Source organism: Gordonia sp. DT218 (assembly GCF_049847105.1).
Taxonomy (GTDB): domain Bacteria; phylum Actinomycetota; class Actinomycetes; order Mycobacteriales; family Mycobacteriaceae; genus Gordonia.
In genome coordinates this window covers 12,093-38,829 of sequence record NZ_JBNCNS010000009.1, presented here as the reverse complement: position 1 = coordinate 38,829, position 26,737 = coordinate 12,093, and the positions used below count along the sequence as shown (strand labels likewise).

The window sequence follows — 26,737 nt, the reverse complement described above, 5'->3', positions numbered from 1 at the left end:
GGCCCGGACGTGGCGGAAGCCGGATCCGACAGTGCTCGCCCCCTCGACGCTCGCCCCCTCGACGCCGACGAACGCGCCGAACTCGAGCGCCTCAGAGCCGAGGTGGCGGCCCGATCCGACCGTCGGCGGGAAGGGCCGTCGGTATGGCGCCGAATCGGTGCGACCGTGTTGGTCATCTTGTGTGCGCTCCTCGCGCTCAGCTCTGTGACCACCCGTTATGTGCGTGGTGAGCTCCTCGACACCGAGCACTATTTGACCACGGTGACGCCGCTGGCCTCCGATCCCGCTGTGCAGGCGCAGGTCTCCGCCGCGGTCACCGAGCAGATCGATTCGCGTGTCGACATCCAGCAGATGACCCAGCAAGCGCTGCAGCAGATCGTGGATCTCACCCCCGCAGACCGGCCCCGTGTCGATCAGGCGCTCGTCGGTCTGGCGCCCGTTCTCGCATCGCAGGCCGAGTCGTTCGTGCACAAGACCGTCGACGACTTCGTCCGCTCGTCGGCGTTCAAGGACCTCTGGGTGGCGGCGAATCGCGCCGCTCATCGATCGGTGGTCGCCGCGGTCACCGGCGAAACCCAGCGCGATGCCGTGGAGATCGGTTCGGACGGGACGATCAGCATCCAGCTGGGCCCCATCATCGAACAGGTGAAGCAGCGACTCCAGGACCGCGGCTTCGGCTTCGCCGGCAGCATCCCGAAGGTCGACAAGCAATTCGTCGTGTTCCAGTCGCCCGACCTGGCCAAGGCGCAGCGGTGGGTGCGGGCGCTCGACAAGATCGCGTCCATCCTGCCGTGGCTGGCCATCCTCGCAGGCGTGGGTGCCGTGTTGCTGATCGGGGCGGGACGACGACTCCGCATGCTCGCCATCGTGGGGATCGCGATCGCCCTCAGCATGCTCGTCCTGGCCCTGGGGCTGCTCGCCGGACGGGCGATCTATCTCGGCCAGGTTCCGCCGGACGTGCTCGCACCCGATGCCGCACGGGTCATCTTCGACACCGTCGTGGCGCCCCTACGTCTCGCCTTGCGGGCGGTCGCGGTGGTGGGCCTCGTAGTGGCGGTGGCGGCGTTCCTCTCCGGTCGATCGCGGTCGGCCCTCGCGGTCCGTCACGGATTCTCCCGCGGTGTCGGGGCCATCGACTCCCGTCGGGCCGCACGACAGCCCAACACATTCGAGCGCGTCCTCTGGCAGGCGCGGATCGCGGTGCGGATCGGCGTGGTCGCGATTGCCGCACTGGTGTTGATGTTCTGGCCGTATCCGACGGGTCTGGTGGTGATCTGGACGGTGGTGATCGCGTGCGTGGTGTTGGCGGCACTGGAAGTGGCCATGCAGCCCGCGCGCCGCGCCCCGGTCCCGGTGGCCGAGGGCACTGCGGATCAGGGCACGGCAGACGAAGAGACAGCAGACGAGGACACAGCAGACGAGGACACAGCAGACGAGGACACAGCCGATGACGAGACGGCGGAACCGACCGACTCGCCCGTCAGCGCCCGCGGCGATGAGGACTGATCATTCGTCGCGACCCTGACTGTGGTCGGCGTGTTTCGTGGAGTGCGCAGGCCCACCCGCCCCGGAGTCGTCTCGGCGACGGGAGATGGCGCGTTCGAGCAGGGCAGCGGACTCCGGATGTGGCGTCGATCGAACGATGGGATGACCGATGACGGCCCGACGGTTCGACCGTCCGGGGCGTAGGGCCACGGCCACCACCTCCTCCGTGCCTGCGGCGATGCTTCGCCGCGTGCTCATCTGATCGTCACAGACCGGACACCGTGCTGTCGCCATTCCATTCGAATGAGTGAACGGGTCCGACGATCGGACGGACTAGACTCTCTGCAGGCACCCCGGGCCAGTCGGGGCGTCGTAGACGGGATCCGTGTGAACGAGTCGATCGGTCACCTAGCGCCGGGTGCCAGGCTGCGTATCTCGCGCCCGGACCTACCTCCGGGTCATGTCCGGCTGCGTCGAATCGACCGTGCGTTGACCAAGTGCCGCCCGGGTCAGGTCGCCGTGGTGTCGGCGGGGCCCGGTTATGGGAAGACACTTGCGGTTGCTGCGTGGAGCCGTCACATCGCGACGGAACCGGTGGCGTGGCTGGCGGCCGACGACTCGGATGGTCTCCGGTCGTTCTGGGGCGGCGTCGTCGGGGCCCTGTCGGCCGCCGGCGCTTTTCGTGATGGCACGGCCGTGACCGATGTGGTCCCAGGAGTCGGGTTCGATCGCAGCGAGGTCGAGCTCGTCATCGACGGCCTCGCGGCCACCGAGACGCCGGTGACGCTGGTGGTCGACGACCTACATCGGATCGCCGACCAGGCGGTTCTCGAGTCCGTCCGGTACCTGATCTCCCGTCAGCCCGTGCAACTGCGGCTGATCCTGATCACCCGTGCGGCCTCCGAACTCCGGCTCCAGAAACTGCGACTCACGGATCGGCTCACCGAGATCGGTTCCGATCAGCTGGCGTTCACCCACGCCGACGCACTCGAATTCTGCACGCGCGCAGGAGCAGAAGTCTCCGACGCGGATCTCGACACGTTGCTGGTGCGGACGCAGGGTTGGCCCGCAGGCCTCCGGCTCGCACTGCTGAGTACCCGCGACGCCGACATCCACGATGCACTGGCGCAATTCGGGGGTCGCAACGAGACCGTCGCAGCCTATCTCGTGGAGGAGGTGCTGGAGAATCTGGCACCGACAGATCGGAAATTCCTGCTGTCGAGCAGCATCGTGGAGATGATGACCGGTGATCTCGCGCGTGCCCTGACCGGTCGGATCGACAGTCGGCACGTCCTCGACAGCCTGGTCGACGACAATCTGCTCACCGTTCGGCTGTCCGATCGGCCGGACTGGTACGCCTATCACCCACTGTTCCGTGAACTGTTGCTGGATCGTCTCGCTGCCGAGAACCCTGATGCCCCTGCCGATCTCCATCGTCGAGCGGCGGCATGGTTCGCCGAGAGCGGTGATCCGATCTCGGCCATCCGACATTTCGGTCTGGCACACGCCTGGGCCGAGGTGGCGGAGGTGCTGTGCCGGATCGCTCTGCCCCTGGTGTTGTCGACGCAGGCGCCTGCCCTCGCAGCGGCATTGGCGCCGACGGCCGCGCAAGCCGGCCGACAGCCGACGGCCGACACGCTGATCGTGGCGTCGATCCTGGCGTATCACCGCAGCGACTACGACTCGATGATCCGAGACGCCGAAGACGCGACGAATGCCTTGCGCACCAGTCCGACTCCGCCTGCGGCAACACAGATCGTGCTCGCCCTGACACGTATGGTGCGTGCACGGCTGAGCTCGCTCGACGATGTCGTCGACAGGTGCGACGAGGTGCTCGGACTGGTGGCCGGAGTGTCGCGGAGTGAGGTGCCGGCCGCCCAGGCCTATGCGTTGATAGCCAGGAACAACCGGGCCATCGGACTGTTCCATCGTGGTGAGATCGACTTGGCCACAAAAGAACTCGAATCCAGCCGGGTCAGCGCCGCCGGTGCGGGGCTGAGTCTGATGTCGATGGCGGCCGACACCTACCTGGCGCTCGTCGATCTCGCTGGCGGCGCGTTGCCGGAGGTCCGTGCCCGGACGACGGCGGTCAGGTCGCTCGCCGAGCGGCGCGGGTGGACGCGTCAGCCGCAGGCGATGGCGCTCTACGCGGCGTCCGCGCTGACCCACCTCGAGAGCCATGAGCTCGAGGAGGCCGAGCGCGCGATCGCCATGGGGCGCAGTGCTGTCGAGCTGGGTACGGACAGTGGGGCCTGGTTGATCCTGGAGATCTCGGCGGTCTGGCTGGCGGTGGTGCGTGGTGATCTCTATGCCGCGCGAGCCGCATCCAAGCGGCTCGAGGCCGCACGTGAGCAGGCCGGCCGGCTGCCTTCGTTGCTCAGCACGTGGTATCAGGCCACGTCGGCTGAGGTGCAGATACTCGCCGGCGAGGCCGAGGCGGTGATAACACGGCTACGCGATCCGGCTCGTGCCGATTCGTACGCCGGTGCGTTGACGAGGGTCACCCTCGCCAGGGCGTACCTATCGACGGATCGACCCGGTGACGCGGCGGACGTGCTGGGCGCGACGAGTACCTTTGCACCGCACCGTCTGCAGGCCGTCGAGGCCGCGGTGCTGTCGGCGGTGGCCTCGGCGCGGCTGCAACGCGAGTCGGTCGCGCTCGAACGCATCGGCGACGCGACGCGGCTGGCGGCGCCGATCGGTCACATACGGCCGTTCGTGACGGCGGGGCCGCCGGTGCGGGCGCTGCTCGACAAGCACCAGCACCTGGCCGACGACAACGCCGGATTCATCCGGCAGCTCGTCGCGGCGTGCGGTGGCATTGCTGGACCGGTCGATGGCTCGCCGGTAGGCGTGCTCACCGAGCGGGAGCTGGTGATCTTGCGATACCTGCCGACGATGTACAAGGCGTCGGAGATCGCCGCGGATCTGTTCGTCTCGGTCAACACCGTGAAAACCCACCAGCAGTCGATCTATCGGAAGCTGGGGGTGTCGACCCGTCGCGAGGCCGTCGACCGGGCCCGCGAACAGGACCTGATCTGATCGTCGATACGGCCTCATCCGGGGGGCTCGGTCGACAGCGCCGCGACGATCGCCCCGGTCGGGATGCGTCCCTGGGCGATGATCTGCGACCCCGACATCTGCGCGAGCGTGGCAAAAGGTCGGGCGCACAGGTATTCCCACACGATCACGATGGCACTCCGCCCTGGTGTGACCGCGGTTGCGATGTTCTCCACGTCCTCGAGGGCGAGGATCTCGGCGAGTGATGCAGAGAGGTCCGCGAGCCGGGGATCTCCGACCTTCTCGACCTCGGTCACGTCAACCGTGCCGGTGACGTCGACGGAGATCGCCACCAGGTCGAGGACGCGCATGGTGCCGGTCGCCATGAGCGCGGCGATCTCTGCGATCATGTGGTCGATGAGAGTCGTTGTGTCGTCGGGGAGTTCGACGACGATGTAGTCGATCGGCCCGAGCTCGGCCGGGTCGGCCATGCTGACCCCTCTCGCGGAGTGGACCGTGCCGCGCGGACGATGCGCCCGATCCTCTCCTTGGAGTCTCTCCCGCGCCGGGGCGGAAGTCGTCATCCGGAAAGGATGATCACGACAATCGCATCGAACGCCAAAGGGAGTGGGCCGGGACCCGGCAGCAGGGATCGCCCGCTGTTCGATGGATCCCGGCCCACGCCTGGGCACGGTGAATCGGGGGTCGCCCGACCATCGTGGGTCTGGTGGCGCGCCGAATGGGGTTGGCGCGCTGGTGATCTCGATACGCGGCTCCTACGTCGCCGCTACTCGATCGGCGGGTGAGACGCGGCTTCTACGTCGCCGCTACTCGATCGGCGGGGGGAGGCTGCTCGCGGCTACGGGGCCCAGGTGCGCGGTGCGGCGGCGGCATCGTCGGGGGCCGGCGCGGTCACGCGGTTCGCGCGGTTGACCGCGGAGACCACCGCGCGGAGGCTGGCCGTCGTGATCGACGACGCGACGCCGACGCCCCAGACGGTTTCGCCGTTGACCTCGGTCTCGACGTAGGCCGCTGCGCTGGCATCTCCGCCTGCGGTGAGTGCGTGCTCGCTGTAGTCGAGGACCCGGACGTCGAAGTCGACCGTGGACAACGCGTCCACGAACGCCGCGAGCGGTCCGTTGCCGCTACCGCTGATCTCGCGCTCGACACCGTCGACCTTGACGACCACGGTGATGCTGTCCTCGCCGCCGTCGACCTCGGCCGCATCCACCTTCTGGCGCATGCGCTCGAGCGGTCGGACCGGGTACAGGTACTCCTCGGCGAACACGTCCCACATGGCCTTCGGGTTGACCTCGCCGCCCTCGCCGTCGGTGATCTTCTGGATCTCGCGGCTGAACTCGATCTGCAGGCGACGCGGCAGGTTCATGCCGTGGTCGGCCTTCATGATGTAGGCGACGCCACCCTTGCCGGACTGACTGTTGACCCGGATCACGGCCTCGTAGTTGCGGCCGACATCCTTGGGGTCGATGGGCAGATACGGCACCTGCCACAGGATGTCGTCCATGTCCTGGTCGGCGTCATCGGCGTCGATCTTCATCTGGTCCAGGCCCTTGTTGATGGCGTCCTGGTGGCTGCCCGAGAAGGCGGTGTAGACGAGGTCGCCGCCGTACGGGTGGCGCTCGGGAACGTTCAGCTGATTGCAGTACTCGACCGTGCGGCGGATCTCGTCGATGTCGGAGAAGCTGATCTGCGGGTCGACGCCACGGCTGAACAGGTTCATGCCCAGCGTCACCAGGCAGACGTTGCCGGTGCGCTCGCCGTTGCCGAACAGGCAGCCCTCGATCCGGTCGGCGCCGGCCTGGTAGCCGAGTTCGGCTGCGGCGACGGCCGTTCCGCGATCGTTGTGCGGGTGCAGACTCAGGATGACCGAGTCACGACGGGCCAGGTTGCGATGCATCCACTCGATGGAGTCGGCGTAGACGTTCGGGGTCGCCATCTCGACGGTGGCCGGCAGATTGAGGATCATCGGACGCTCCGGGGTCGGCGCGATGATCTCGGTGACGGCGTCGCAGACGTCCTTGGCGAAGCTGAGTTCGGTACCGGTGTACGACTCGGGCGAGTACTCGTAGCGCCAGTTGGTGTCGGGGTACTTCTTCTGTTCGTCGAGCACCTTGTGGGCGGCGTCGGTGGCGATCTTCTTGATGGCGCCCTTGTCGGCGCGGAACACCACGCGGCGCTGCAGCACCGACGTCGAGTTGTAGAAGTGGACGATCACATTGGCGGCACCGCGGCACGCGTCGAAGGTGCGCTCGATGAGCTCGTCGCGGCACTGCGTCAACACCTGGATGGTGACGTCGTCGGGGATCGCGTTCTCCTCGATGATCTCCCGGACGAAGTCGTAGTCGGTCTGGCTGGCCGCCGGGAAACCGACCTCGATCTCCTTGTAGCCCATACGGACCAGCAGATCGAACATCCGCCGCTTACGGGCCGGACTCATGGGGTCGATCAGGGCCTGATTGCCGTCGCGGAGATCCACCGCACACCACATCGGAGCGCCGGAGATGATCTTGTCGGGCCAGGTGCGATCGGGGACGGCGACGTTCTCGACCTCATCGGCGAACTGACGATAACGATGAGACGGCATCGCCGAACTGCGTTGGGTGTTCCAGACCGGTTGGCCGGAGGGGATGGGGCCGGACGGCTCGACGATACGGCTCGTGCCGGAAGTGAATGAGTCTGCTGCTGCCATTGGTGGTCAATCTCCGTGAATCGAATGGGGAAGATGACCGGCGCATGAGTAGGCCCGCGACGGAGGGCCGGTCATTCAGACCCCGCCGCGGCAACCGAGGAGGAGCGCGCGCTGCATGTCTCGGACTGTACTCCTCACCGACGGCGCCGATCAAATGCCGTCGGCACCCCGGGTGTGCCCACCAAATCGCCGCCCGCGGATTCGGGCATGTGGGCACAAACCCGGCAAAAACGCTCTGACCAGCGAAAAATAAACGCAGACTGTTGGGTGATTCTCAGTCGTATCTCATGTGGCGCCGCTAGTTTTCGTCGCATGCCCGGCCCGTTGGGCCGTGCATGTCACGCGACGGCTCTGTCGTTCGACCGACAACGAAGGATGTGTGCATGACTCATTCCACTCGCCCAGGTAAGCGGTTCGCCCGCGGTGTCGCCTGCAGCGTCGCCGGCGCCGGCATCGCGTCGGCCATCGCGGTCGGAGGCGTCGCCACTGCGGCCCCGGCGGCACCCGCGCCGCACTCGAGCGTGCCAGGCACCCACTGCAGCGTGTCCCAGGTGGAGGGCGCTCTCTCGAAGCAGGACCCGGCCTTGTGGAAGCGCATCGACGGCCATCCGAAGATGAAGAAGCACTTCGAGTCGGCGATGACGATGACGAAGGAACAGAAGCAGGCCAAGCGTGCGGAGTTCCGCAAGAACCACCCCACTCGTTCATCGATCAGGCAGTTCATGCGGGATCACCACATCATGCCGCCGATGCGTACGGAGATGAAGAAGAACCACGACGCGATCAAGAAGGCCAAGGCGACCTGCGAGCAGTTCTGATCGGTCCTGCGTGTCACTGACTCGCCGACCGGGCCAACGACTCCATCGATCGTGCGCGGGATCGCGCCCAGCGTGCGCACGAACCCGGGCTGGTGCCCGGTCGGCGGGGGACTGTGCCCGGTCGGCGGGGTCAGGGGCTTCCGAAGGCGTGACCCCAGGTCTCGATGAACGCCACCTCGTCGAGTGGTAGCCGGGTGCGCGGGCGTTCGTCGCGCTCGCGGATCTCCGGCGCGACTGTCGCGGGATCGGCGAGCTTGCCGATGCCCAGCAGAACCAACGGGCGCCGGTCGTCGGGGATGGCGAACAGTTCCCGCACGCGCTCGGGATCGAACCCCGCCATGGGATGACCGTTGAAACCCAGGTTCGCGGCCTGCAGGATCATCTGCGCCACCGCGAGTCCGGTGTCGACCGTGGCGTAGGTGCGGGCCTTCTCGTCGTCGGGCTCGGCGGCCGTGCACACCAGGACAAGCGCCGCCGAGGCAGGCGCCCACCCGGCGTTCCCGCGGGTCAGTGCGTCGGTGAGTTTCCCGAATGTCGCGTCGCCCCGTACACCGACGACGAACCGGACCGGCTGGACCCGACCCCAGGTCGGCGCCCAGCGGCCGGCCTCGAGGATCGAGGTCACGTCGTCGGTGGAGATCGTCGCGTCCTGGTCGTAACCTCGCGCGCTCCAGCGTCCTTCGATCAGCTCGTGCACGAGGCAAGGCTAGCGCGTCCGATCCGATCAGTCCTGCCGCACGTCGGCTGCGGTGCGATCGCGCATGACGACGGTCAGCACGACGGCGAGCACGCCGAGTGCGATCACACTCAGGAGGGATGCGGCATGCATCCCGTCGACGTAGGCGTTGCGGGCCGCGTCCACCAATCCTGTTCCGCCGTCTCCCATCTCGAGGGCGCGATGCATCGTGTCGCCGAGTGTGTCGCCGAAGGTCCAGCCGCCGGAGTTCTCCCGGAACACCAGCGTTGCCAGCGATCCGAGCAGCGCGAGACCGAGGGCCGTGCCGAGCTCGAAGCTCGTCTCGGAGATCCCCGACGCCGCACCCGAGCGCTCGACCGGGACCGATCCGACGACCACATCGGAGACCAGGCTGAACTGGATGCCGTATCCGATGCCCGCGATCGAGGTGAACACGAGGTAGATCCACAGCGGGCTGGACATCGACAGCGCGAGCAGGCCGAGGTTGCCGACCGCCGCGAGCAGCACCGACCCGACAAAGGCGGCTCGCAGTCCGACCGCCGCGACGACCCGAGACGCGCCGATCGAGAAGACCGCCACCGCGACCGCCATCGGTAACCCGGCGAGGGCCGCGGTGAGGACGTCGAACCCGCGAACCGACTGCAGGTAGACGCCCGTGAGGTACGACATCCCGCCGAGCGCCATCATGCCGACCAGTGCCACCGAGACAGCGGCGCTGAACTGCGGGTTCCGGAACAAGGCGAGATCGAGCAGTGGGGCGGCCACCCGACGCTGATGGGCCAGGAACAGTGCGAGCATCGCGACACCGAAGACACCGATCGCGACGACGGTTGCGCTGAAACCGTCGGCCGCCATCGTCTTCACCGCGTAGACGAGCGGCAGGATGCCCAGCATCGACAGGGCCACGCCGACCACGTCGAACCGCGTCGTGTTGGGCGCGCGGTACTCGGGCACCAGTCGAGGACCGGCGATGAACAGCACCGCCAGCACCGGCACGTTGATGAGGAACACGACGCCCCACCAGAAGTGGTGCAGGAGCACGCCGCCGATCACCGGGCCGAGCGCACTGCCGCCGGCGAACGCGGCCGTCCAGACGCCGATGGCCCTGGCCCGGTCACGGGCGTTCGGGAACATGTTGGCGATCAGCGACAGGCTCGACGGCATGAGGGTCGCACCGCCGACGCCCATCAGGGCTCGGGCGGCGATCAGCACCCCGGCGGTGGGCGCGAACGCGGCGATCACCGAGGCGACCCCGAACAGCGCCGCACCGGCCAGCAGGATGCGCCGACGCCCGAGCCGGTCACCCACGTTGCCCATCGTGATGAGCAGGCCGGCGATGAGGAATCCGTAGATGTCGAGGATCCAGAGCTGCTGGGCGGCCGACGGGTCGAGAGCCTCGGTGATCGCCGGGATGGCGAGGTAGAGGACCGAGAAGTCCATCGACACCAACAACACGGGGAGGGTCAGGACACCCAGTCCCCACCACATGCGTCGGTCGGCGCCGGAGGGATCCCGTTGGCGCTGATCTGACGATGGGATGAGGGTGGACATGTCGAACTCTCCTGGATCTCGCAATACTGGCGAAGGCGTACGCCGCCCATGGCCGCGTACGCCGTACGCTTCGAAGGGTACGAGAATGGGTACGCTGTACGCAAATGAATTATTCCCACAGGTCACCGGCGTGATCGGTGGACGGCACCGGGAGAGGAATCGACAGATTGTCGCCTGACGAGAAATCCGCTGCAGACAGGTCCGCTCCAGACAAGTCCGCTCCAGACAAGTCCGTGGTCGGCGCGAGGCTGACTCTCGCCGTGATCGTCGACGCCGCGATCGACGTCGCCGACCGGGACGGCATCGGCGCGTTGTCGATGCGCCGGATCGCCGACGAACTCGGTGTCGGCGCGATGTCTCTGTATCGGCACGTCGCCGACAAGGACGCCCTGCTCCAGCAGATGTCGGAGGAGATCGGCAGGCGGTTCCCGTACCCGGTCGACGAGGCGGAGCCGTCGTCGTGGCAGGAGCGGGTGCGGATCGTCGTCGAGATCGACTGGGAGTTGTATCGCCGCCATCCCTGGGTGGTGCTCGCATATTCGTCACCCAGGCACAGCTTCGGTGACGAGTCGCTACGGTGTCTGGACTGGTTCGCCGCCGGCTTCCTGGATCTCGGTGTCGACCTCGTCGAGGCCACCGGGATGGCGCTCGCGGTCTGGACGCATGTGCACGGCGTCGCGCTGGTGGCCGTCAGCGACGACCTGCTGCGCACCGAGAAACCCTCGGAGCGGCCGGACGGACTCGAGGACCTGATCGGGGGCCGGAGCAAGGCCGCGGCGCCGCATCTCTCCGAACTGTCCGGATGTGACACGGCGCCACGGCTTCTCGACCCGCGATCGCGCCTCGACGACGGGATCGCCTATCTGTGTGCCGGATTCACCGCACGGGGCCGGTAGTTGCCGGGGCAAGCGCCCGACGCTCACCCTGGGTGATCGCCATCAGCACCGCGCCGACGGTGAGCAGGATGGCGGCCGCCAGGACCGTGACGGTCATGCCGTGCGCGAAGGTGGTCGTCGAGGGTGAGAGGCCGCGTGTCGCGGCCCCGAACACGGCGACCATGATGGCGAGACCGACGGTGCCGCCCAGTTGCTGTGCAGTGTTGACCAGCCCGGATGCCGCCCCGGCGTCGTCTGGGTGCACACCCCGCAGCGCTGCGGTGGTCAGCGACAGGAAGGCCATTCCGCCACCGGCACCGATCAGCACGAACGGTCCCAGGAGGGCGAGATACGGCGTCTGGGCATCGAGAGTGGTCAGCCAGAACAGGCCGGCCGCCGCCACGGAGAACGCGGTGATGAGGAGGGTGCGAGTACTGAACCGCCCCACCAGCACGCGTGCGGTCACCTGCGAGGCGGCGAAGGTGGCCACCGTCATCGGGAGGTAGGCGACACCGGTCTCCAACGGGCCGTAGTGCAGGACCTCCTGCAGGTACTGGGTCAGGAAGAACATGATGCCCATGAACCCGGCGACCATCACCAGCCGGCCCAGGTGGGCAGAGCTGCGAGACACGCTCGCGAACAGCCGCAGCGGTGTGATGGGTTGTGGTGCACGGCTTTCGGTGTAGACGAAACCGATCAGGAAGGCGAGTCCGACGATCAGCGCCGCGATCGTCACCGATGACGACCATCCGTGTTCGGCAGCGTTGACGAGACCATAGACGATGGCTCCGATGCCGGCCGTCGAGTACAGGGCGCCCTGGAGGTCGAACGCGCCGGGCTGGGCCGCGGTTCGTGGCAGCGACAGCAGGCCGGCGATCATCACGACCGCACCGATGGGCACGTTGACGAAGAACACCCAACGCCAGTCCAGCCACTGGACGAGAGCGCCGCCGAGCACGAGTCCCAGCGAGAATCCGCCGATCGACACCGCGGTGAACAGCGCCAATGCGCGTGTCCGTTGGTTTCCCTCGGGGAATCGGGTCATCAGCAGGGCCAGCGCGGCCGGCGCAGCGAGTGCGGCACCGACGCCCTGAAATGCCCGGGCCACCAACAGCATCGAGGTATCGGTGGCGAAACCGCCGAACATCGATGCCGAGACGAACAGGGTGAGTCCGCCGAGGAAGGTGCCCCGACGACCCAGGATGTCGCCGAGTCGGGCGCCGAGCAGGAGCAGGCCGCCGAAGGTGAGAGTGTAGGCGTTGAGTACCCAGGACAGGCTCGAGGTCGAGAAGCCAAGGGACCGTTGGATATCGGGTAGGGCGACGTTGACGATCGTGGCGTCCACGACCACCATCAGCTGGCATCCGAGCACCGCCAGGAGAACCAGTGCGTCGGTGTTGATCCGTGACCACAGCCGGTGGGTGAGTGACGGTTGTCCCGGAATCCGGATGCGTTCGAGTGAGGGCGAAAGAGACATTGATGAGCTCTTTTCGAGTAGGGATTGTGGAGTACACTCAGCGGTGAAACGGAAGCTTCCTCCGATTAATATACGGAGGATTCCTCCGTTTGGCAACAGCATTGTGGAACCAGTGGTGTCGAAACAGGTGCTGTACCGACCGAGAGGAGTGGATGTCGTGGGCGCCCGATCCCGTCCTGCCGCGAAGGCCGTCGATGTCGCGAAGGCCGTTGATGACGAGACGAAGGCGCCGGCCCTGGCATCCAAGCGCCCCACCCGCGCCGACGCCGCTCGCAACTACGACAAGCTGGTCGCGGCGGCACAGGAACTGTTCGCCACCGAGGGCACGGATGTCGCATTGGACAAGGTCGCCGCCGAGGCCGGGGTAGGGGTCGGGACGCTCTATCGTCACTTCCCGAATCGCACCGCGCTGCTCGAGGCGACGTTCCGCAGTTACTCGGCGCAGATCGTCGCCGACGGCTGGCGTCTGCTCGACAGCGAGTCCGCCGTCGTCGCGCTCGAGGGTATGTTCGCGGCCTATATGGCCACGGCGGGTACGAAGCGTGGGATGCGCGAGGCCATCCTGGTCGCGGTCGGCAACGATGCGCCGGTCTTCGAGGAGACCCGCACCAACTCGCGAGAACTGATGACCGCCATCCTCGAGTCCGGTCGACGCAGTGGAGATTTTCGCGACGACGTGGAGCCCGCGGACATCACCCGTCTGATGGGCGGTCTGTCGATGACGTGCGTGGCCGAGGACACCGAGGAGACCCGCCGGAGGCTCATCGGCGTGGTCCTCGACGGTCTGCGGCCGCCGGGTCGGTGATCGGGTCGGCCTGCTGCCCACTGCAGTTCGCTCCACCCGCGGCCTGCGCCCCGCCCCCGCCGGTCGCGCCACCCGCCACCTGCGCCCCGCCCCCCGCCGGTCGAGTAGTCGCGAGGAACGAGCGACCTATCGAGACCTGCAGCGCGAGATCTCGATACGCGCTCACTCCGTTCGCGCTACTCGATCAGCAGGGGTGGGCTACATCGCGTGTGGGTAGACCGTGAGCATGTGGGCTCCGAACCATGCGCTGCCGATGACGATCGGCACCATCGTCGCGATCCCGACGGCGGGGCGCCAGCGGGCGAGAACCATCGCGACTGGAACCAACAGGACAAAGGCCGGCAGGAGAAGTCGGGCGCGGCTCATCATCAACCCGCTCGAGAGCACGATGGACGCGATGACCAGCGCACCGTAGAGCAGCACCGGCCACGGCAGCCTCGACCATGCCGCGATCACCAGCATCGCCATCGTCGAGAGGATGATGAACGCCGAGGCGACCGGCGCGACCTCTCCGGCGTGCACGAGTGCGTCGTTCACGAAATTGAAGGTGGCTCGGCCCCAGTCGAACTCGGTGCCCCAGCCGACGGTCTGGATCGTGAACCAGCCTGTCGGCGATCCCGTATGGGCCCACACGACGGCGAGGTAGCCGAGATATCCGAGCGGACTGATCACCACCGCCGTCCACGCCCGCCAGCCGTCGTGTCGTGCCAGCAATGCCGCCAGCATCACCACTCCGATCAGCACCATCGCCGTGGGCCTGCTGGCACCGGCGAGGCAGGCACAGATGCCGGCGAGCAGCCAGTTCCGCTCCAGGATGCCGATCAGCGCCCAGACGGCCAGGGCGCAGAACAGCGCTTCCGTGTAGGCCATGTTCAGCACCACCGACATCGGCGTCGCGGCAAAGAGGGCGACGAGGAACAGTCCCGTGCGACGGGGATTCGCCGCTCCGATCGGGGACTTGTCGGCCATCGCGCGTGCGCACAGGGCACCGAGGCGGGCAGCCCCCACTGCGGCGATGCAGCCCAGAACCAGATTGACCGTGATCGCGGCTCCATAGGGCGTGATCAGTGGCAACTTCGCCACGGCGCCGACGAGCATCGGATAACCGGGGAAGAAGGCATATGCGGTGTCCGGGGTGTGCAGGCCACGGGCGTCGGTCTGGGTGAACGGCACATCGGTGTATCCGTACTCGGCGATCGCCACCATCCACTTGCCGTCCCAGAGCCACAGCGCATCGCCGAGCGTGGTGTCCCTCAGCTGGGCGAAACGCGCGAGGACCAGGATGCCGACACCTCGGATGGCGAGGAACAACAGGATGGGCTGGAGCCAGGTCCGCACCGGCGCCTGAGGCCGAGGCCTCAGGCGCGACGGACGGTCGTCGGTGCGCTGCCGACCCGATCGCGGACCCGACCGACGGTCGTCCGGCTCGCGACGACCAGCCGGGGTCGTGCCGACGTCGGTTCCAGTGGCCACCTGAGCGATGTTAGGGCGATGCGCCGCCGACGACCACAACACCGTCCGAGTCCGGATGTCCACCGGACTTTCTGCACGTCCGGCGCTCGCGCCGACGTCGTGTCTGGCCTGCGCGAACGGCGCTCGATTCGGGCACTTACCGCGCCGCCGGTAAGGTGATGCCCGCAAGGAAGGCCCCGAATGCTCAATCGGAGACCGATCCCGAGCAGGGGCGATGCATCCGAACCGATGCATCCGACAATCCCGGAAGGTGGTTCGACGTGGCACTCGTTGTGCAGAAATACGGCGGATCGTCGGTCGCGACGGCCGAGCGCATCCGTCGGGTCGCCGAACGCATCGTCGAGACCAAGAAACAAGGCAACGACGTGGTCGTGGTGGTGTCCGCGATGGGCGACACCACCGACGAATTGCTCGACCTCGCGAACCAGGTGTGCCCCGCGCCGCCGGCGCGGGAGATGGACATGCTGCTGACGTCCGGCGAGCGCATCTCCAACGCGCTGGTCGCCATGGCCATCAGCTCCCTCGGTGCGCAGGCGCAGTCGTTCACCGGCTCGCAGGCCGGTGTGATCACCACCGGCACCCACGGCGCCGCGAAGATCATCGACGTGACGCCGGGTCGAGTCCGCAGCGCCCTCGACGACGGCAAGATCGTCCTGGTCGCCGGATTCCAGGGTGTCTCCCAGGACACCAAGGACGTCACCACGCTCGGCCGCGGTGGCTCCGACACGACCGCCGTCGCGCTCGCCGCGGCGTTGAAGGCCGATGTCTGCGAGATCTACACCGACGTCGACGGCATCTACACCGCCGACCCGCGCATCGTGCCGAACGCGCGACATCTGCAGACCGTCTCCTTCGAGGAGATGCTCGAGATGGCGGCGTGCGGGGCGAAGGTCTTGATGCTGCGTTGTGTGGAATACGCACGGCGTTACAACGTTCCCGTTCACGTGCGCTCGTCGTACTCGACAAAACCCGGCACGATGGTGGCCGGCTCGATGGAGGACATTCCAGTGGAAGAAGCCATTCTCACCGGAGTTGCACACGACCGCAGCGAGGCGAAGGTCACCGTTGTCGGTCTCGACGACAAGCCGGGGTACGCCGCCAAGGTGTTCCGGGCCGTCGCCGAGGCAGACATCAACATCGACATGGTGTTGCAGAACGTCTCCAAGGTGGACACCGGCAAGACCGACATCACCTTCACCCTGCCGCGTGAGCTCGGCCCGACCGCCGTCGAGAAGCTGACCAAGCTGCAGAACGAGATCGGCTTCACCGAGCTCCTCTTCGACGACCACATCGGCAAGGTCTCCCTCGTCGGTGCGGGCATGAAGAGCCACCCCGGCGTGACCGCGACCTTCTGCGAGTCGTTGTCGGACGCGGGCATCAACATCGAACTGATCTCGACCTCGGAGATCCGCATCTCGGTGCTCTGCCGTGACACCGAACTCGACGATGCCGTGCGCGCGCTGCATCAGGCCTTCGACCTCGGCGGCGAAGAAGAAGCGGTCGTCTACGCAGGAACGGGGCGGTAGGCATGGGTATCAGCATCGGAGTTGTCGGCGCGACCGGTCAGGTCGGCGGCGTCATGCGAACCCTGTTGGCGGAGCGCAAGTTCCCGGCCGACGAGGTGCGCTTCTTCGCGTCGTCGCGGTCGGCAGGCAAGAAGCTGCCGTGGGGTGACGGCGAGATCGTCGTCGAGGATGCCGCGACCGCGGACCCGACCGGCCTCGACATCGCGCTGTTCTCCGCCGGCGGCACGATGTCGAAGGAGCAGGCGCCGCGGTTCGCCGCCGCCGGTGTCACCGTCATCGACAACTCGTCGGCCTGGCGCAGGGATCCCGACGTCCCGCTGATCGTCGCGGAGGTCAACGGAGAACTCGCGAAGACCCCGCCGAAGGGCATCATCGCGAACCCGAACTGCACCACGATGGCCGCGATGCCGGTGCTCAAGCCGCTCCATGATGCCGCGGGCCTGCAGCGCCTGGTCGTGTCGTCGTATCAAGCGGTGTCGGGTAGTGGCCTGGCCGGCGTCGAGGAACTCGCGGGGCAGATCCGCGCCGGCGCAGACGATGCCGAGAAGCTGGTGCTCGACGGCGGCGCGGTGTCGTTCCCCGAGCCCGTCAAGTATGTCGCGCCGATCGCCTACAACGTGGTTGCCCTGGCCGGTTCGCTGGTGGACGACGGGTCGGGCGAGACCGACGAGGATCAGAAGCTGCGCAACGAGTCGCGCAAGATCCTCGACATCCCGGGTCTGCTGGTGAGCGGCACCTGCGTGCGCGTGCCGGTGTTCACCGGCCACTCGCTGTCCATCAACGCCGAGTTCGCGAATCCGCTCTCACCGGAACAGGCCAGAAAGATCCTGGGCGGTGCGGCCGGGGTCGAGGTGGTCGACGTGCCGACACCGCTCGACGCCGCGGGCAAGGACGTGTCGCTGGTGGGTCGGATCCGTCAGGACGAGGGTGCACCCGAGGGCCGTGGGCTGGCGCTCTTCGTGTCGGGGGACAACCTTCGAAAGGGCGCTGCGCTCAACACGATCCAGATCGCCGAACTGCTGGTCTGAGATCCACTCGACCGTGCGGACACCCATCACGCCACCCGTGGTCGTGATGGGTGTTTCCGGTTCCGGCAAGTCCACGATCGGTGCGGCGCTCGCCGTGCGGCTGGGCGTGGCGTTCGCCGATGCCGACGATCTGCATCCCCCGTCGAACATCGCCAAGATGGCCGCCGGGCATCCGCTCGGCGACGCGGACCGGTGGCCCTGGCTCGATGAGGTCGGGGCGTGGCTGGCGCGGCATTCCGATGGTGGCGTGATGAGCTGTTCGGCGCTGCGCAGGGGTTATCGGGACCGCTTGCGCGCACACGAGCCGTCGACGTGGTTTCTGCATCTCGCGGGGTCTCCCGAGCTCATCGCACGCCGTCAGGCCGGACGGTCGGGACACTTCATGCCCTCGACCCTGCTGACGTCTCAGTTCGAGACCCTCGAACCGCTGCGCGAAGACGAGGCGGGATCGACCGTCGACGTCGCAAATAATGTGCACGAATTGATCGCGGCGGCGGTGGACGGGCTCGACGACCTGACGAGCTGACACACCTCGGGATATCCCCGCCAAGTTCCACGTGGTGAACTCCGGTCACGAGGACGTGCGTGACAAAGGCGGCCTCGACGACACGATGACATTCCTGAACGGCGTGATGCCGGCCCGTTGACCTGCGATGTCCGAATTCCACCACCTACGATGACCCGGGTCACCTGACCAAGTTACTGTGCGGTAGCTTACCTCTCCATGAGGAGAACGTGGGGGAAACTGTTCGGTCGATCGGCACGTAGATCGAGGTCGACGCAACGCTTGGCGGCCTTGGTCACCACCGGTCTGGTGGCGGCCGCAGGTATCACGATGGCATCGCCGGCGGCATCGGCGGCCGGTGATTTCTATACGCCGCCGTCGACGTTCGCGTCCCAACCGGGCTCGGTCATCCGCAGTCAGCCCAGTCCGCTGCTCCTGCAGATCCCCGGCGTGAAGAACCAGTGGCCCGGGACCGCCACTCGAGTCATGTACACGTCGAGCTACCAGGACGGGAAGCCGGCGCCGGTCACCGGAACCCTGGTCGAACCGACCGCGGCGTGGCGCGGCAAGGGCGAACGACCGACGATTGTGCTCGGACCGGGGACGGTGGGCCAGGGCGACCAGTGCGCGGGCTCGAAACTCATGAACTTCCCGCTCGCCATCGACCCGGCGAAGCCGAGTATCGCGGTGAACTACACGGCGCCCGAACTCAACCTGTTGCTCATCAACGGTGTGCGGGTGTTCATCACCGACTACATCGGGATGGGTACACCCGGCATCCACACCTACGTCAACCGTCGTGAGTCGGGCGCCGCCATGCTCGACGGCGCGCGTGCCGCACTGCGGCTGTCGAAGGCAGGCGCCGACGCTCCGGTCGGTTTCTCCGGCTACTCCCAGGGCGGTGGCGCGGCCGCGTCGGCGGCGGAGATGGCCGCGACGTACGCACCCGATCTGAACGTGAAGGCTACCTACGCAGGTGCCCCGCCCGCCGACCTCGCCAAGGTGATCGACCGCATCGACGGGACGTTCATCGTCGGCGGGATCGGTTATGCGATCAACGGTCTGACCGCGCGGTACCCGGAGCTGGGGCCGATCCTGGACCGGGAGACCACTCCGGCCGGCAAGCGGGTGCTGTCGCAGGTGGCCACCCAGTGCATCGGTGACACCGGCCTGGCCTTCGGCTTTCAGCGGACCAACCAGTGGACCAGGACCGGCCAGCCGCTGTCGCAGGTGATCGACAGGATTCCGGAGGCGAAGAAGGTGGTGGCCGAACAGCGGATCGGCACCCTGAAGCCCAATGCGCCCGTGCTCCTCGAGGGCGGCATCAACGACGACGTGATCCCTTACGGTCAGGTCGTCGCGCTCGAGCGTGACTGGCGTGCCCAGGGAGCCGATGTGCGGATGGTGACCAACGGCATCCCGCCGATCTTCCCGGGCCTCGTCGTCAACCACGCGCTGCCGATGCTGACCACACTCCTGCCGGCGACGAACTTCCTGCTGGCCAACTTCGATCGATGACGGGAGTGGACGGCACCACCGAAGTGAGCTGACCGAGAAGCTTCCGACGTCCGCCGAAATGTGGTTTGCTGTCGCGGTGTCGTCGGGGTGTGGAGCGTTGCGCGGTGGTCGGTTTCGGTGGTCGGCGGTTCTTGTCGCGGCCCTGCTGACATGGGGTCTGCTCGGCTCGGCGGCGGATGCCGCGCCGGCTGCGCCATCGCCGTCCACGGGCGTCGGCCCGACCGGCACCTCGCTGATGCACGGAGATCTGTGGTCCACCGACTCGACGCCCTTCCCCGGTCCGGGCCGGGGGGCGCGGCTCGCCGCATCGTCGGTGCCCGGGGGTGCCTGCGCGGCAACGTTCATCGGGCACGACGGCCTGCCGGTGTCACTCTGCACCCAGTTCGTCGGGACGGTGGCTACGAATCGGCCCGCTCGCTCCGCTCCCGGCGCCGGACCACCCACCGTCGCGGTGCCCACAGTCACCCTGTTCGATCCGGCGACCGCGGCTCCGCGCGCGCGTCTGCAGCTGGCCAAGGGCGGTCTGCTGGGAGGCGTCTACGGCTATCTCGACGACCGTGACCGGGTGGTCGTGGCCGACGGGTCCGGCGCCATCCTCCGTGTCGCGCACCGGAAGACGGCACGCGGGTGGCAGGTCTACGTCGCTGACCGGATCGACGTGGCGAAGCACATCCCGGCGGGGGACGCGATCACCGGCCTGGCTCCCGATTTCTCGGGGCGGGTCTGGTTCGCGACGACCCACGGTGTCGTCGGGACCGTGGACAAGGCACGCAACGTCCGGTCGATGCATCTGCCGCGCGGGGAAGAACTCGGTAACGGGCTCTCCATCCGCGCCGACGGTGCCTCCGTCCTCACGACCCATGCGCTCTACGAGATGCGGGCGAACGCGAACGGTGTCCCGCGAGTGGTGTGGCGCCGCGCGTACGACCGGGGGACCGCCCGCATGCCCGGCCAGCTGACCTGGGGATCCGGCACCACGCCGACCTACTTCGGGCCGGGCGGCGACGGCTGGGTCGCGATCGTCGACAACGCCCGGCGCCCACAGCTGATCGTCTACGACAGTGATACCGGCTCGACCGTCTGCCGGATGCCGGCGTTCGACCGTTCCGGCCAGGGCACCGAGAACTCGCCGATGGCCTGGGGTGATTCGCTGGTCATCCCGAGCACCTACGGCTACCAATACCCGCCCATGGCGGTCACCGGACCGAGCGTGCCGGCCAACGCGCCGTTCGTCGGGGGATCGACCCGCGTCGACGTGTCCGCGCAGGGCTGCCGCCGGATCTGGGAGAACAACGACCGGATCGCGACGCTGCCCCACCTGTCGCGCGCCGACGGCCTCATCCACGCGCTCGGGTACGGGCCGTACGTGCCGGGCGCCGTTCAGCAGCTCGGACCCGTCGACTACGTGGCCACCGACTTCGCGACCGGACGTCGTGTCCGGACCCTGAAGGTCGGTGACGCGCCCATCGACGAGCCGCTGGAACTGACCGGAACCATCGCCCGCGACGGGACCATGTGGCAGGCGACCCTCGGCCGGATGCTGAAGATCGCTCGATGACCCGGCCGGAGCGCGTCGCGCTGCATGGGACAATCGGCCCATGACCCAACCCGACGACCCTGATCGCATCCCGTCCCAGGCCGAGCTCGACGCGGAGGACCTGGCGGAGATCGAGCGGAGTTCGCGGGACCGCGACCAGGCGAATCTGTACCCGCCCCGTGCCGACGACCCGGGACCCGCGCCGGTGGCGTTGTCGCTGCACGCCCGCGTGGCGTTCTGGGGCGCGGCGGTCGCGGGGCTGGTCAGCGTCGTGTACGGCTTCGTCAATCTGGGACTGATCAGCGACGCGCTGCGGCAACGACTGCTCGACGGTGTGATCGACGACCCGCGCAATGCGAGTCCGCAAGGTCAGGTCGACTCGCTGGCCGGCTTCTTCCCGCCGTTCATGCTGATCATGATCGTCGTGTTCCTCGCGGTCGAATACGCGCTGCTCGTCGCCGCGGTGCATCACCGCAGCCGCAACTGCCGGAACTTCTTCCTCGCGGCCGTGGTGGTCAACCTGCTGTGCATCCCGATCGGGATCGACCTGTTGTTCCAGTACCCCGAGGTGTGGTCGGCGATGGTGGTGATCTCGTGGATCCAGTTCGCCCTGCTGGTCGTCGCGGCGATCTTCACCGTGCGCCGCAGCGTCAATCAATGGCTCCCCGAATCCACCCGGATGCGTCCGACGAAGATGATGCGAGCGCGGTGATCGTTGCTCGGGCTGCCCGATCAGCGAACCCGCTCCTGCTGGTCGAGTAGGAGCGAGCTCGCGAGCGACGTATCGAGACCACCACCCGATCACCGGAGCGCGAGCAACTCCTTGGTGAACTCCGCCTCGTCGACCCGGGTGCTGCGCCCGTCCTCGACGACGATCTGCCCGTCGACCATCACGGTGTCGACGATCGATCGTGAGCCCGTGGTGAGCAGCGATGCCCCCGGGTCCCGGACGGGCAGGGTCGCGTAGTCGCGGTCGAACCGGATCAAGGTCAGATCCGCCGGCCTCCCGACGCTCACGCCGCCGACCACCGCGGGCAGCCCCAGCGCGACATTGGCGCCTCCGCAGGCGATGTCGAGCATCTCGCCGAAGCCCAGCAGGTCGGCGCGCTTGTGTACCGCACGTTGGACATAGGACGCGATCCGGAAGGTCTCGAGCATGTCCTGGGTGTCGTTGCTGGCGGCGCCGTCGACACCGAGTCCCACGGCGAGCCCACGGTCGAGCATTGCGGGGATGGGTGCGATGCCACTGCCCAGCCGCATGTTCGACAGCGGGTTGTGCGAGACGGCGACACCACGGTCGGCGAGGATGCCCTGCCCGATGTCGTCGAGCTCGACACAGTGGACGGCGAGCACCCGATCCCACAGGAATCCATTGCTGTCCAGGTACTCGACCGCACCCACCCCGGCGTGCTCGAGGCACATCCGGTCGTCCGTCGGTGTCTCCAGCAGGTGGATCGACACCGGCAGATCCCGCGCCTGTGCGAACTCGCGCAGCGTGATCATCCCGGTCTCGGTCACCGACCGCGGGTTGGGCACGGCGAGCGCGAGTGTGATCGGCGCGTCCTTAACCTGTGCACGAAGGTGATCGACGTGTTCGAGGACATCGCCGAGCGGTTGCATCAGGCGCGGCTCGAAGCCCCACTTCCGGGACGCGTCGGCACGATCAGCCACACCACGGCCCAGTACGGCGCGAATCCCGGTGTCGCGCAACGCCTGGATCACTGCGCCGTGCACCTCGTCGGACGGGTGGGGCCACATGTGTTCGACGACGGTGGTGGTGCCCGACCGCAGCGATTCGAGGCAGGCCGACACCGCGGCGAGGTAGGCGCGCTCGGGCGTGATCGCGACCGATTCCTCACCCACCGCCAGCAGCCACTCGAGGAGGGGGGTGCATTCGGCGATCCCGCGCATCAGCGACTGCTGCAGATGCGTGTGTGTGTTGACGAATCCCGGGATCAGGAAGCCGTTTCCGCTGTCCGCCGGCGCCGGTGTGTCGGTGATCGAGGCGACCACGCCGCCGGCGATGTGGACATCCTGGTGTGTGTGCCACGCGCCGCCCGAGAACACGGTGACGTCGCTGAAGGAGGGGGAGTGGGAGGCGGGGGCGTCGGATGGTGTCATGACGTCGGTCCTACTTCGCGAAGTTGGCCGCGATGCGTTGGGCGATGTAGTCGCCCCCGGTGATGGGCGGGTACTTTCCTGCCGCGCTCTCGATGACCGCGTCGGTGTTCGCCTGCGCGAAGAACGCGATCGAGTAGCGCGGACCGGTGTCCTCGTCTCGGCGCGGTGCGCGCACCCGGTGGAAGTTCGACGGGAGGCGGTCATCCGACCAGCGCATCAGCATGTCGCCGATGTTGCAGGTGATCGCCTCGTCGGACGGTTCCACCGACGTCCAGGCCTGGCCGTTCGCCTCGGCGCCGGGCAGCACCTGCAGGCCACCCTGGCCTGTCCGCTGGAACAGCAGGGTGAGCGCATCGAAGTCAGTGTGCGCACCCGCGCGCCACGCGTTGTCCGCGCCGAGCAACTCCTCGGGGAAGGCGTAATAATGCAACAAGCGAAGAGTGCTCTGGTAGGTGTCGACACCGGGATCATGTGCGCGGGTGAAGAATTCACTGTCGAATCCGAGCCTGGTTGCGAAACACCCCAGCAGATCCATCGCGAGACGCCAGCATTTGCGCTCGAACTCCAGGATCGTCGTCCGGAATCCCGCGAGTTCGGCGCCGGACGGCCAGAGCCCGTCCATCCGGGGCAGGGTGAGCTGGTAGGACTCCTTCTGGTCGGGCGTGCCGACCGAGGGGCGGACCTGGGAGGTGTGCTCCCACCCGGCGTTCTGGCCCTTCTTCAGCGGGTACTGCGCCTTGACGTCGCCGGGTAGCGCGAAGAACTTGGCCGACATGTCGAACGCGTGCGCCACATCGTCGAGATCGATGCCGTGGTCGACGACCTGGAAGAACCCGATATCTGTTGCTGCGGACCACAGTTCGTCGGTGATCTGGTCGCGTCGGGCATCGAAGTCGGCGAGGCTGATCCGTCGTACCTCGCGGTCGGTGGTCTCGGTGCCGAGGCCGCCCATCGATGCTTCGCGATTGAGTTCGGTCATCCCGTAGGGCTCGCCCGGTCGAGGCGCGGCGGCCTCGGGCCGGTGGTCGTCGGACAGTGTGGTGATGTCGGACATGGGTGTTCTCTCTCGTGTGCGTGAGCTCGCGTGCGCTTTTCGACGCGAAGCCTGAGAGAGGGACATCGCGGACGCGAACAGTGGGAACTCCGGCCCGCTGCTACACACGATCTCGTCCACCACAGATTAGGGCACGACGGCAGAGGATGCGACTCGACTGTGCTGACCTGAGCGTGGCCGAGGTTAGGTTTCCCTCATTTTCTGGAGTTCATCCAATTTCTGGAACAACTCCAGAAAGGGGCGTACGGTTGAGTCATGTCCGATCGCCACATGCTCCATCGACAGCTCCGAGAGGCCGGTCTGCGCGTCACTGCGCCCCGACTCGCGGTGCTGGAGATCCTGCATGAGCATCCGCATTCGACGGCGGACTTCGTGACCGCGGGCGTTCGCGAGAATCTCGGCGCGGTGTCCACGCAGACCGTCTACGACGTGCTGCGCGCGTGCACGGATCGCGGCCTGCTGCGGCGGATCGAGCCTGCGGGGTCGCCGGTGCGGTATGAGACCCGGACCTCGGACAACCATCACCACCTGATCTGCCGCACGTGCGGAGAGATCACCGACATCGATTGCGTGGTGGGTGACGCGCCGTGCCTGGCCCCGGATCGCGACCACGGATACCGTATCGACGAGGCGGAGGTCATCTTCTGGGGAATGTGCCCCGATTGCCAGAGCGCGGCCGCCCGACCGGTTTCGTGACACCTCGACCACAACCGAATTCATCGATCGCATCGCAGCCCAACCGATGCCGTTCATCCGAAACGATCTCCGCAAGAAGGTCGAAGAGATTGTCCGACAGGGACTTTGATCGACAAGGGCGATCTACGCGACGAAGCTCACAGATCAACCCGAAATGAACAAAAGCCGAGAACTGCTGAAGTAGAAGACAGTTCACCGAAAAAGTATCGACCCACAGGAGGAGAACACGATGGCAATCGACCCGGTATACACGATTTCGTCCAAGGCGTCCGGCGGAGGCCGCGACGGAGAGGTCGTCTCGGCGACCGGTCAGATCGACCTCGAGCTGCGGCCGCCGAAGGAGATGGGCGGCAGCGGTGACGGCAGCAACCCGGAGGAATTGTTCTCCGCCGGCTACGCGGCATGCTTCCTGGGCGCGCTGCGGGCCACGTCGAAGCAGGCCGGATCGCCGGTTCCGGACGACTCGACGGTCTCCGTAACCATCGGCATCGGCAAGGATCCGGCGGACGGCGGATTCGGGCTCACCGCGACCATCGAGGCCCACATCCCGGGAGTCGACGAGGCCACCGCCCAGAAGCTGGCCGACGGCGCCCACGCCTTCTGCCCGTATTCCAAGGCCACGCGAGGGAACATCGCTCAGACCGTCACCGTCACGGTGTGACCTCGGACGTCAGATGAGCACGGCGAGCGCCGTGCCGCGAAAGGAGTGGTGACATGACCACCAAGACCCCCATCACCAGCACATTGACCGAGGAGCAGCAGTCGGTCACCGGCCGGGCCCTGCAAGACACCGTCGTCGACCTGATCGATCTCTCGCTGATCGCCAAGCAGGCTCACTGGAACGTCGTCGGACGTCAGTTCCGGTCGGTCCATCTCGGACTCGACGAGCTCGTCGCGGTGTGCCGTGAGTTCACCGACGCGGCGGCCGAGCGTGCGACCGCCATCGGGGTCAGCCCCGACGGACGTGCGGAGACGGTGGCGAAGACCGCGCACACCAAGGGCTTCGGCGAGGGCTGGACCCAGGATGCCGATGTGGTGGCCGCCGTTGTCGACAATCTCAAGTCGGTCATCGCCGGGTTGCGCGAGCGGATCGACGCGACGGAGAAGGCCGACCCGGTGACCCAGGACCTGCTGATCGGATTCGCCTCCAAGCTGGAGCAGCTGCACTGGATGTGGCAGGCGCAGGCCGCCTGACCCCACCCGCGCAGTGGCGACCGTCAGCCCCGGTCGTCGCGACCGTCAGCCTCGGTCGCGGACGCGCGTCGTTCGTCCGGGCGTGCACGGAATCCCCGTGCGCGACCGAACGGACGGCGCGCGTTTCGTCGTGTTCGGACCAAAAGTCCGGTGTGACCGGGCGCACTCCGCCGATTCGGTCGCATGTAGCGTGTCAGCGTGGACAGTTGGGGAGCAGTTGTGGGGTTGGGACTACTCGCGGCAGCGGTGAGCGTGATCGCGTTCGTCCGCTATCGAGAACGAGAGACGACCACTCTGCAGCGAGACGTTGCATTGGCCCGCGAAATGCGTGACCTCGCGGGCGGCGACGACGTACGCGTCGCCGCCGTCGATGAGTTCGAGCTGGCCATCTACCAGCGCCTGTTCTATGCGTCGGTGGTCGCGCCGCGTATCCGGAGTGCCGCCTGGGCGCTCCTGGGTGCCGTGTTGGCAGTCACCGCGGCGCTGGCAACCGGGCCCGGTGACGGCCTCCTGTACTCGGTCGTGCACATCGTCGCCATCATCGTCGCGGTCGGCTTCGGGATCGGGGCCGTGGCCTTCGCCGCCTTGGCCGTCTTCCACACCGCGACGACACCGCGGGTGTCGTTTGCCGATTCGTACGCGGGTTCCGCCGAGACGGAGTAATCGC

Annotated in this window: 25 protein-coding genes; 15 read left to right on the top strand and 10 right to left on the bottom strand. The window is 67.3% G+C overall.

All coding sequences use genetic code 11. The features are described from left to right. Positions 1-9: 9 nt before the first annotated feature. Positions 10-1,506, top strand: a complete 1,497-nt coding sequence (locus ACPXCG_RS23165; protein WP_425794703.1) for a hypothetical protein — start codon at positions 10-12, stop codon at positions 1,504-1,506. Here the strand turns inward: ACPXCG_RS23165 and ACPXCG_RS23160 are convergent, their stop codons facing one another. Next, on the bottom strand, positions 1,507-1,743 hold the full coding sequence (locus ACPXCG_RS23160; RefSeq protein ID WP_425794702.1) for a hypothetical protein: 237 nt from the start codon (positions 1,741-1,743) through the stop codon (positions 1,507-1,509). A 231-nt stretch (positions 1,744-1,974) separates the two neighbouring features. Here ACPXCG_RS23160 and ACPXCG_RS23155 point away from each other — a divergent pair, with 231 nt between their 5' ends. Beyond that, positions 1,975-4,527: a LuxR C-terminal-related transcriptional regulator gene (locus ACPXCG_RS23155; RefSeq protein ID WP_425794701.1), complete on the top strand. Its 2,553-nt coding sequence runs from the start codon at positions 1,975-1,977 to the stop codon at positions 4,525-4,527. A gap of 14 nt (positions 4,528-4,541) precedes the next feature. Here ACPXCG_RS23155 and ACPXCG_RS23150 read toward each other — a convergent pair whose 3' ends face one another. Together ACPXCG_RS23150 and leuA are read right to left on the bottom strand one after the other, a co-directional pair. Continuing rightward, entirely contained in the window at positions 4,542-5,069 is a 528-nt protein-coding gene (locus ACPXCG_RS23150) for a DUF6325 family protein (RefSeq protein WP_425794699.1), read from the bottom strand. Between the two features lie 275 nt (positions 5,070-5,344). Next, entirely contained in the window at positions 5,345-7,195 is a 1,851-nt protein-coding gene (leuA, locus tag ACPXCG_RS23145) for a 2-isopropylmalate synthase (protein ID WP_425794698.1), read from the bottom strand. A gap of 383 nt (positions 7,196-7,578) precedes the next feature. Between leuA and ACPXCG_RS23140 the strand changes: the two genes are divergently transcribed. Next, positions 7,579-8,013 (top strand): hemophore-related protein, encoded by a 435-nt coding sequence (locus tag ACPXCG_RS23140; protein WP_425794696.1) that lies wholly within the window; start codon positions 7,579-7,581, stop codon positions 8,011-8,013. 130 nt (positions 8,014-8,143) lie between these two features. Here ACPXCG_RS23140 and ACPXCG_RS23135 read toward each other — a convergent pair whose 3' ends face one another. The 3 genes from ACPXCG_RS23135 to ACPXCG_RS23125 form a co-directional block, all read right to left on the bottom strand. Next, on the bottom strand, positions 8,144-8,710 hold the full coding sequence (locus tag ACPXCG_RS23135) for a nitroreductase family protein (RefSeq protein WP_425794694.1): 567 nt from the start codon (positions 8,708-8,710) through the stop codon (positions 8,144-8,146). Positions 8,711-8,737: 27 nt separating this feature from the next. After that, complete coding sequence (locus ACPXCG_RS23130; protein ID WP_425794693.1) at positions 8,738-10,261, bottom strand: MFS transporter; 1,524 nt, start codon at positions 10,259-10,261, stop codon at positions 8,738-8,740. 109 nt (positions 10,262-10,370) lie between these two features. After that, positions 10,371-10,565 (bottom strand): pentapeptide repeat-containing protein, encoded by a 195-nt coding sequence (locus ACPXCG_RS23125; RefSeq protein WP_425794692.1) that lies wholly within the window; start codon positions 10,563-10,565, stop codon positions 10,371-10,373. On the opposite strand from ACPXCG_RS23125, the gene ACPXCG_RS23120 reads away from it, so the two are divergent. Continuing rightward, positions 10,495-11,157: a TetR/AcrR family transcriptional regulator gene (locus tag ACPXCG_RS23120; RefSeq protein ID WP_425794691.1), complete on the top strand. Its 663-nt coding sequence runs from the start codon at positions 10,495-10,497 to the stop codon at positions 11,155-11,157. The two genes, ACPXCG_RS23125 and ACPXCG_RS23120, sit on opposite strands and share 71 nt — an antisense overlap. Here the strand turns inward: ACPXCG_RS23120 and ACPXCG_RS23115 are convergent. Further along, the gene (locus tag ACPXCG_RS23115; protein ID WP_425794690.1) at positions 11,138-12,613 is read right to left on the bottom strand and encodes an MFS transporter; all 1,476 of its coding nucleotides are present in this window, start codon (positions 12,611-12,613) and stop codon (positions 11,138-11,140) included. The two genes, ACPXCG_RS23120 and ACPXCG_RS23115, sit on opposite strands and share 20 nt — an antisense overlap. A 157-nt stretch (positions 12,614-12,770) precedes the next feature. Between ACPXCG_RS23115 and ACPXCG_RS23110 the strand changes: the two genes are divergently transcribed. Further along, complete coding sequence (locus ACPXCG_RS23110) at positions 12,771-13,418, top strand: TetR/AcrR family transcriptional regulator (RefSeq protein ID WP_425794689.1); 648 nt, start codon at positions 12,771-12,773, stop codon at positions 13,416-13,418. Between the two features lie 198 nt (positions 13,419-13,616). Here the strand turns inward: ACPXCG_RS23110 and ACPXCG_RS23105 are convergent, their stop codons facing one another. Beyond that, a complete protein-coding gene (locus ACPXCG_RS23105; RefSeq protein ID WP_425794688.1) occupies positions 13,617-14,891 on the bottom strand; it encodes a hypothetical protein in 1,275 nt (424 codons plus the stop codon). A 260-nt stretch (positions 14,892-15,151) separates the two neighbouring features. Here ACPXCG_RS23105 and ACPXCG_RS23100 point away from each other — a divergent pair, with 260 nt between their 5' ends. The 6 genes from ACPXCG_RS23100 to ACPXCG_RS23075 all read left to right on the top strand — a co-directional run bounded on the left by ACPXCG_RS23100 (position 15,152) and on the right by ACPXCG_RS23075 (position 21,717). Next, on the top strand, positions 15,152-16,417 hold the full coding sequence (locus ACPXCG_RS23100) for an aspartate kinase (RefSeq protein ID WP_425794687.1): 1,266 nt from the start codon (positions 15,152-15,154) through the stop codon (positions 16,415-16,417). 2 nt (positions 16,418-16,419) lie between these two features. Beyond that, positions 16,420-17,445: an aspartate-semialdehyde dehydrogenase gene (locus tag ACPXCG_RS23095; RefSeq protein ID WP_425794685.1), complete on the top strand. Its 1,026-nt coding sequence runs from the start codon at positions 16,420-16,422 to the stop codon at positions 17,443-17,445. Between the two features lie 25 nt (positions 17,446-17,470). Then, positions 17,471-17,971, top strand: a complete 501-nt coding sequence (locus tag ACPXCG_RS23090; protein WP_425794773.1) for a gluconokinase — start codon at positions 17,471-17,473, stop codon at positions 17,969-17,971. Between the two features lie 198 nt (positions 17,972-18,169). After that, positions 18,170-19,468, top strand: a complete 1,299-nt coding sequence (locus tag ACPXCG_RS23085; protein WP_425794683.1) for a lipase family protein — start codon at positions 18,170-18,172, stop codon at positions 19,466-19,468. A 58-nt stretch (positions 19,469-19,526) separates the two neighbouring features. Further along, positions 19,527-21,026, top strand: coding sequence for a hypothetical protein (locus ACPXCG_RS23080; protein ID WP_425794681.1), 1,500 nt, complete (start codon positions 19,527-19,529; stop codon positions 21,024-21,026). Positions 21,027-21,066: 40 nt separating this feature from the next. Then, positions 21,067-21,717 (top strand): hypothetical protein, encoded by a 651-nt coding sequence (locus ACPXCG_RS23075; protein ID WP_425794679.1) that lies wholly within the window; start codon positions 21,067-21,069, stop codon positions 21,715-21,717. Between the two features lie 89 nt (positions 21,718-21,806). Here the strand turns inward: ACPXCG_RS23075 and ACPXCG_RS23070 are convergent, their stop codons facing one another. Continuing rightward, complete coding sequence (locus ACPXCG_RS23070; RefSeq protein ID WP_425794678.1) at positions 21,807-23,126, bottom strand: amidohydrolase family protein; 1,320 nt, start codon at positions 23,124-23,126, stop codon at positions 21,807-21,809. A gap of 10 nt (positions 23,127-23,136) precedes the next feature. Next, a complete protein-coding gene (locus tag ACPXCG_RS23065; protein WP_425794772.1) occupies positions 23,137-24,105 on the bottom strand; it encodes an isopenicillin N synthase family dioxygenase in 969 nt (322 codons plus the stop codon). Positions 24,106-24,435: 330 nt separating this feature from the next. Here ACPXCG_RS23065 and ACPXCG_RS23060 point away from each other — a divergent pair, with 330 nt between their 5' ends. The 4 genes from ACPXCG_RS23060 (at position 24,436) to ACPXCG_RS23045 (ending at position 26,733) form a co-directional block, all read left to right on the top strand. Next, positions 24,436-24,876 (top strand): Fur family transcriptional regulator, encoded by a 441-nt coding sequence (locus tag ACPXCG_RS23060; RefSeq protein ID WP_425794677.1) that lies wholly within the window; start codon positions 24,436-24,438, stop codon positions 24,874-24,876. A 229-nt stretch (positions 24,877-25,105) separates the two neighbouring features. Next, positions 25,106-25,537 carry an organic hydroperoxide resistance protein gene (locus ACPXCG_RS23055; RefSeq protein WP_267630760.1) on the top strand — a complete coding sequence of 144 codons (432 nt, stop codon included), beginning with the start codon at positions 25,106-25,108 and terminating at the stop codon, positions 25,535-25,537. A gap of 53 nt (positions 25,538-25,590) precedes the next feature. Next, the gene (locus tag ACPXCG_RS23050; protein ID WP_425794676.1) at positions 25,591-26,070 is read left to right on the top strand and encodes a Dps family protein; all 480 of its coding nucleotides are present in this window, start codon (positions 25,591-25,593) and stop codon (positions 26,068-26,070) included. 198 nt (positions 26,071-26,268) lie between these two features. Further along, positions 26,269-26,733 carry a hypothetical protein gene (locus tag ACPXCG_RS23045; RefSeq protein WP_425794675.1) on the top strand — a complete coding sequence of 155 codons (465 nt, stop codon included), beginning with the start codon at positions 26,269-26,271 and terminating at the stop codon, positions 26,731-26,733. Positions 26,734-26,737 lie beyond the last annotated feature (4 nt).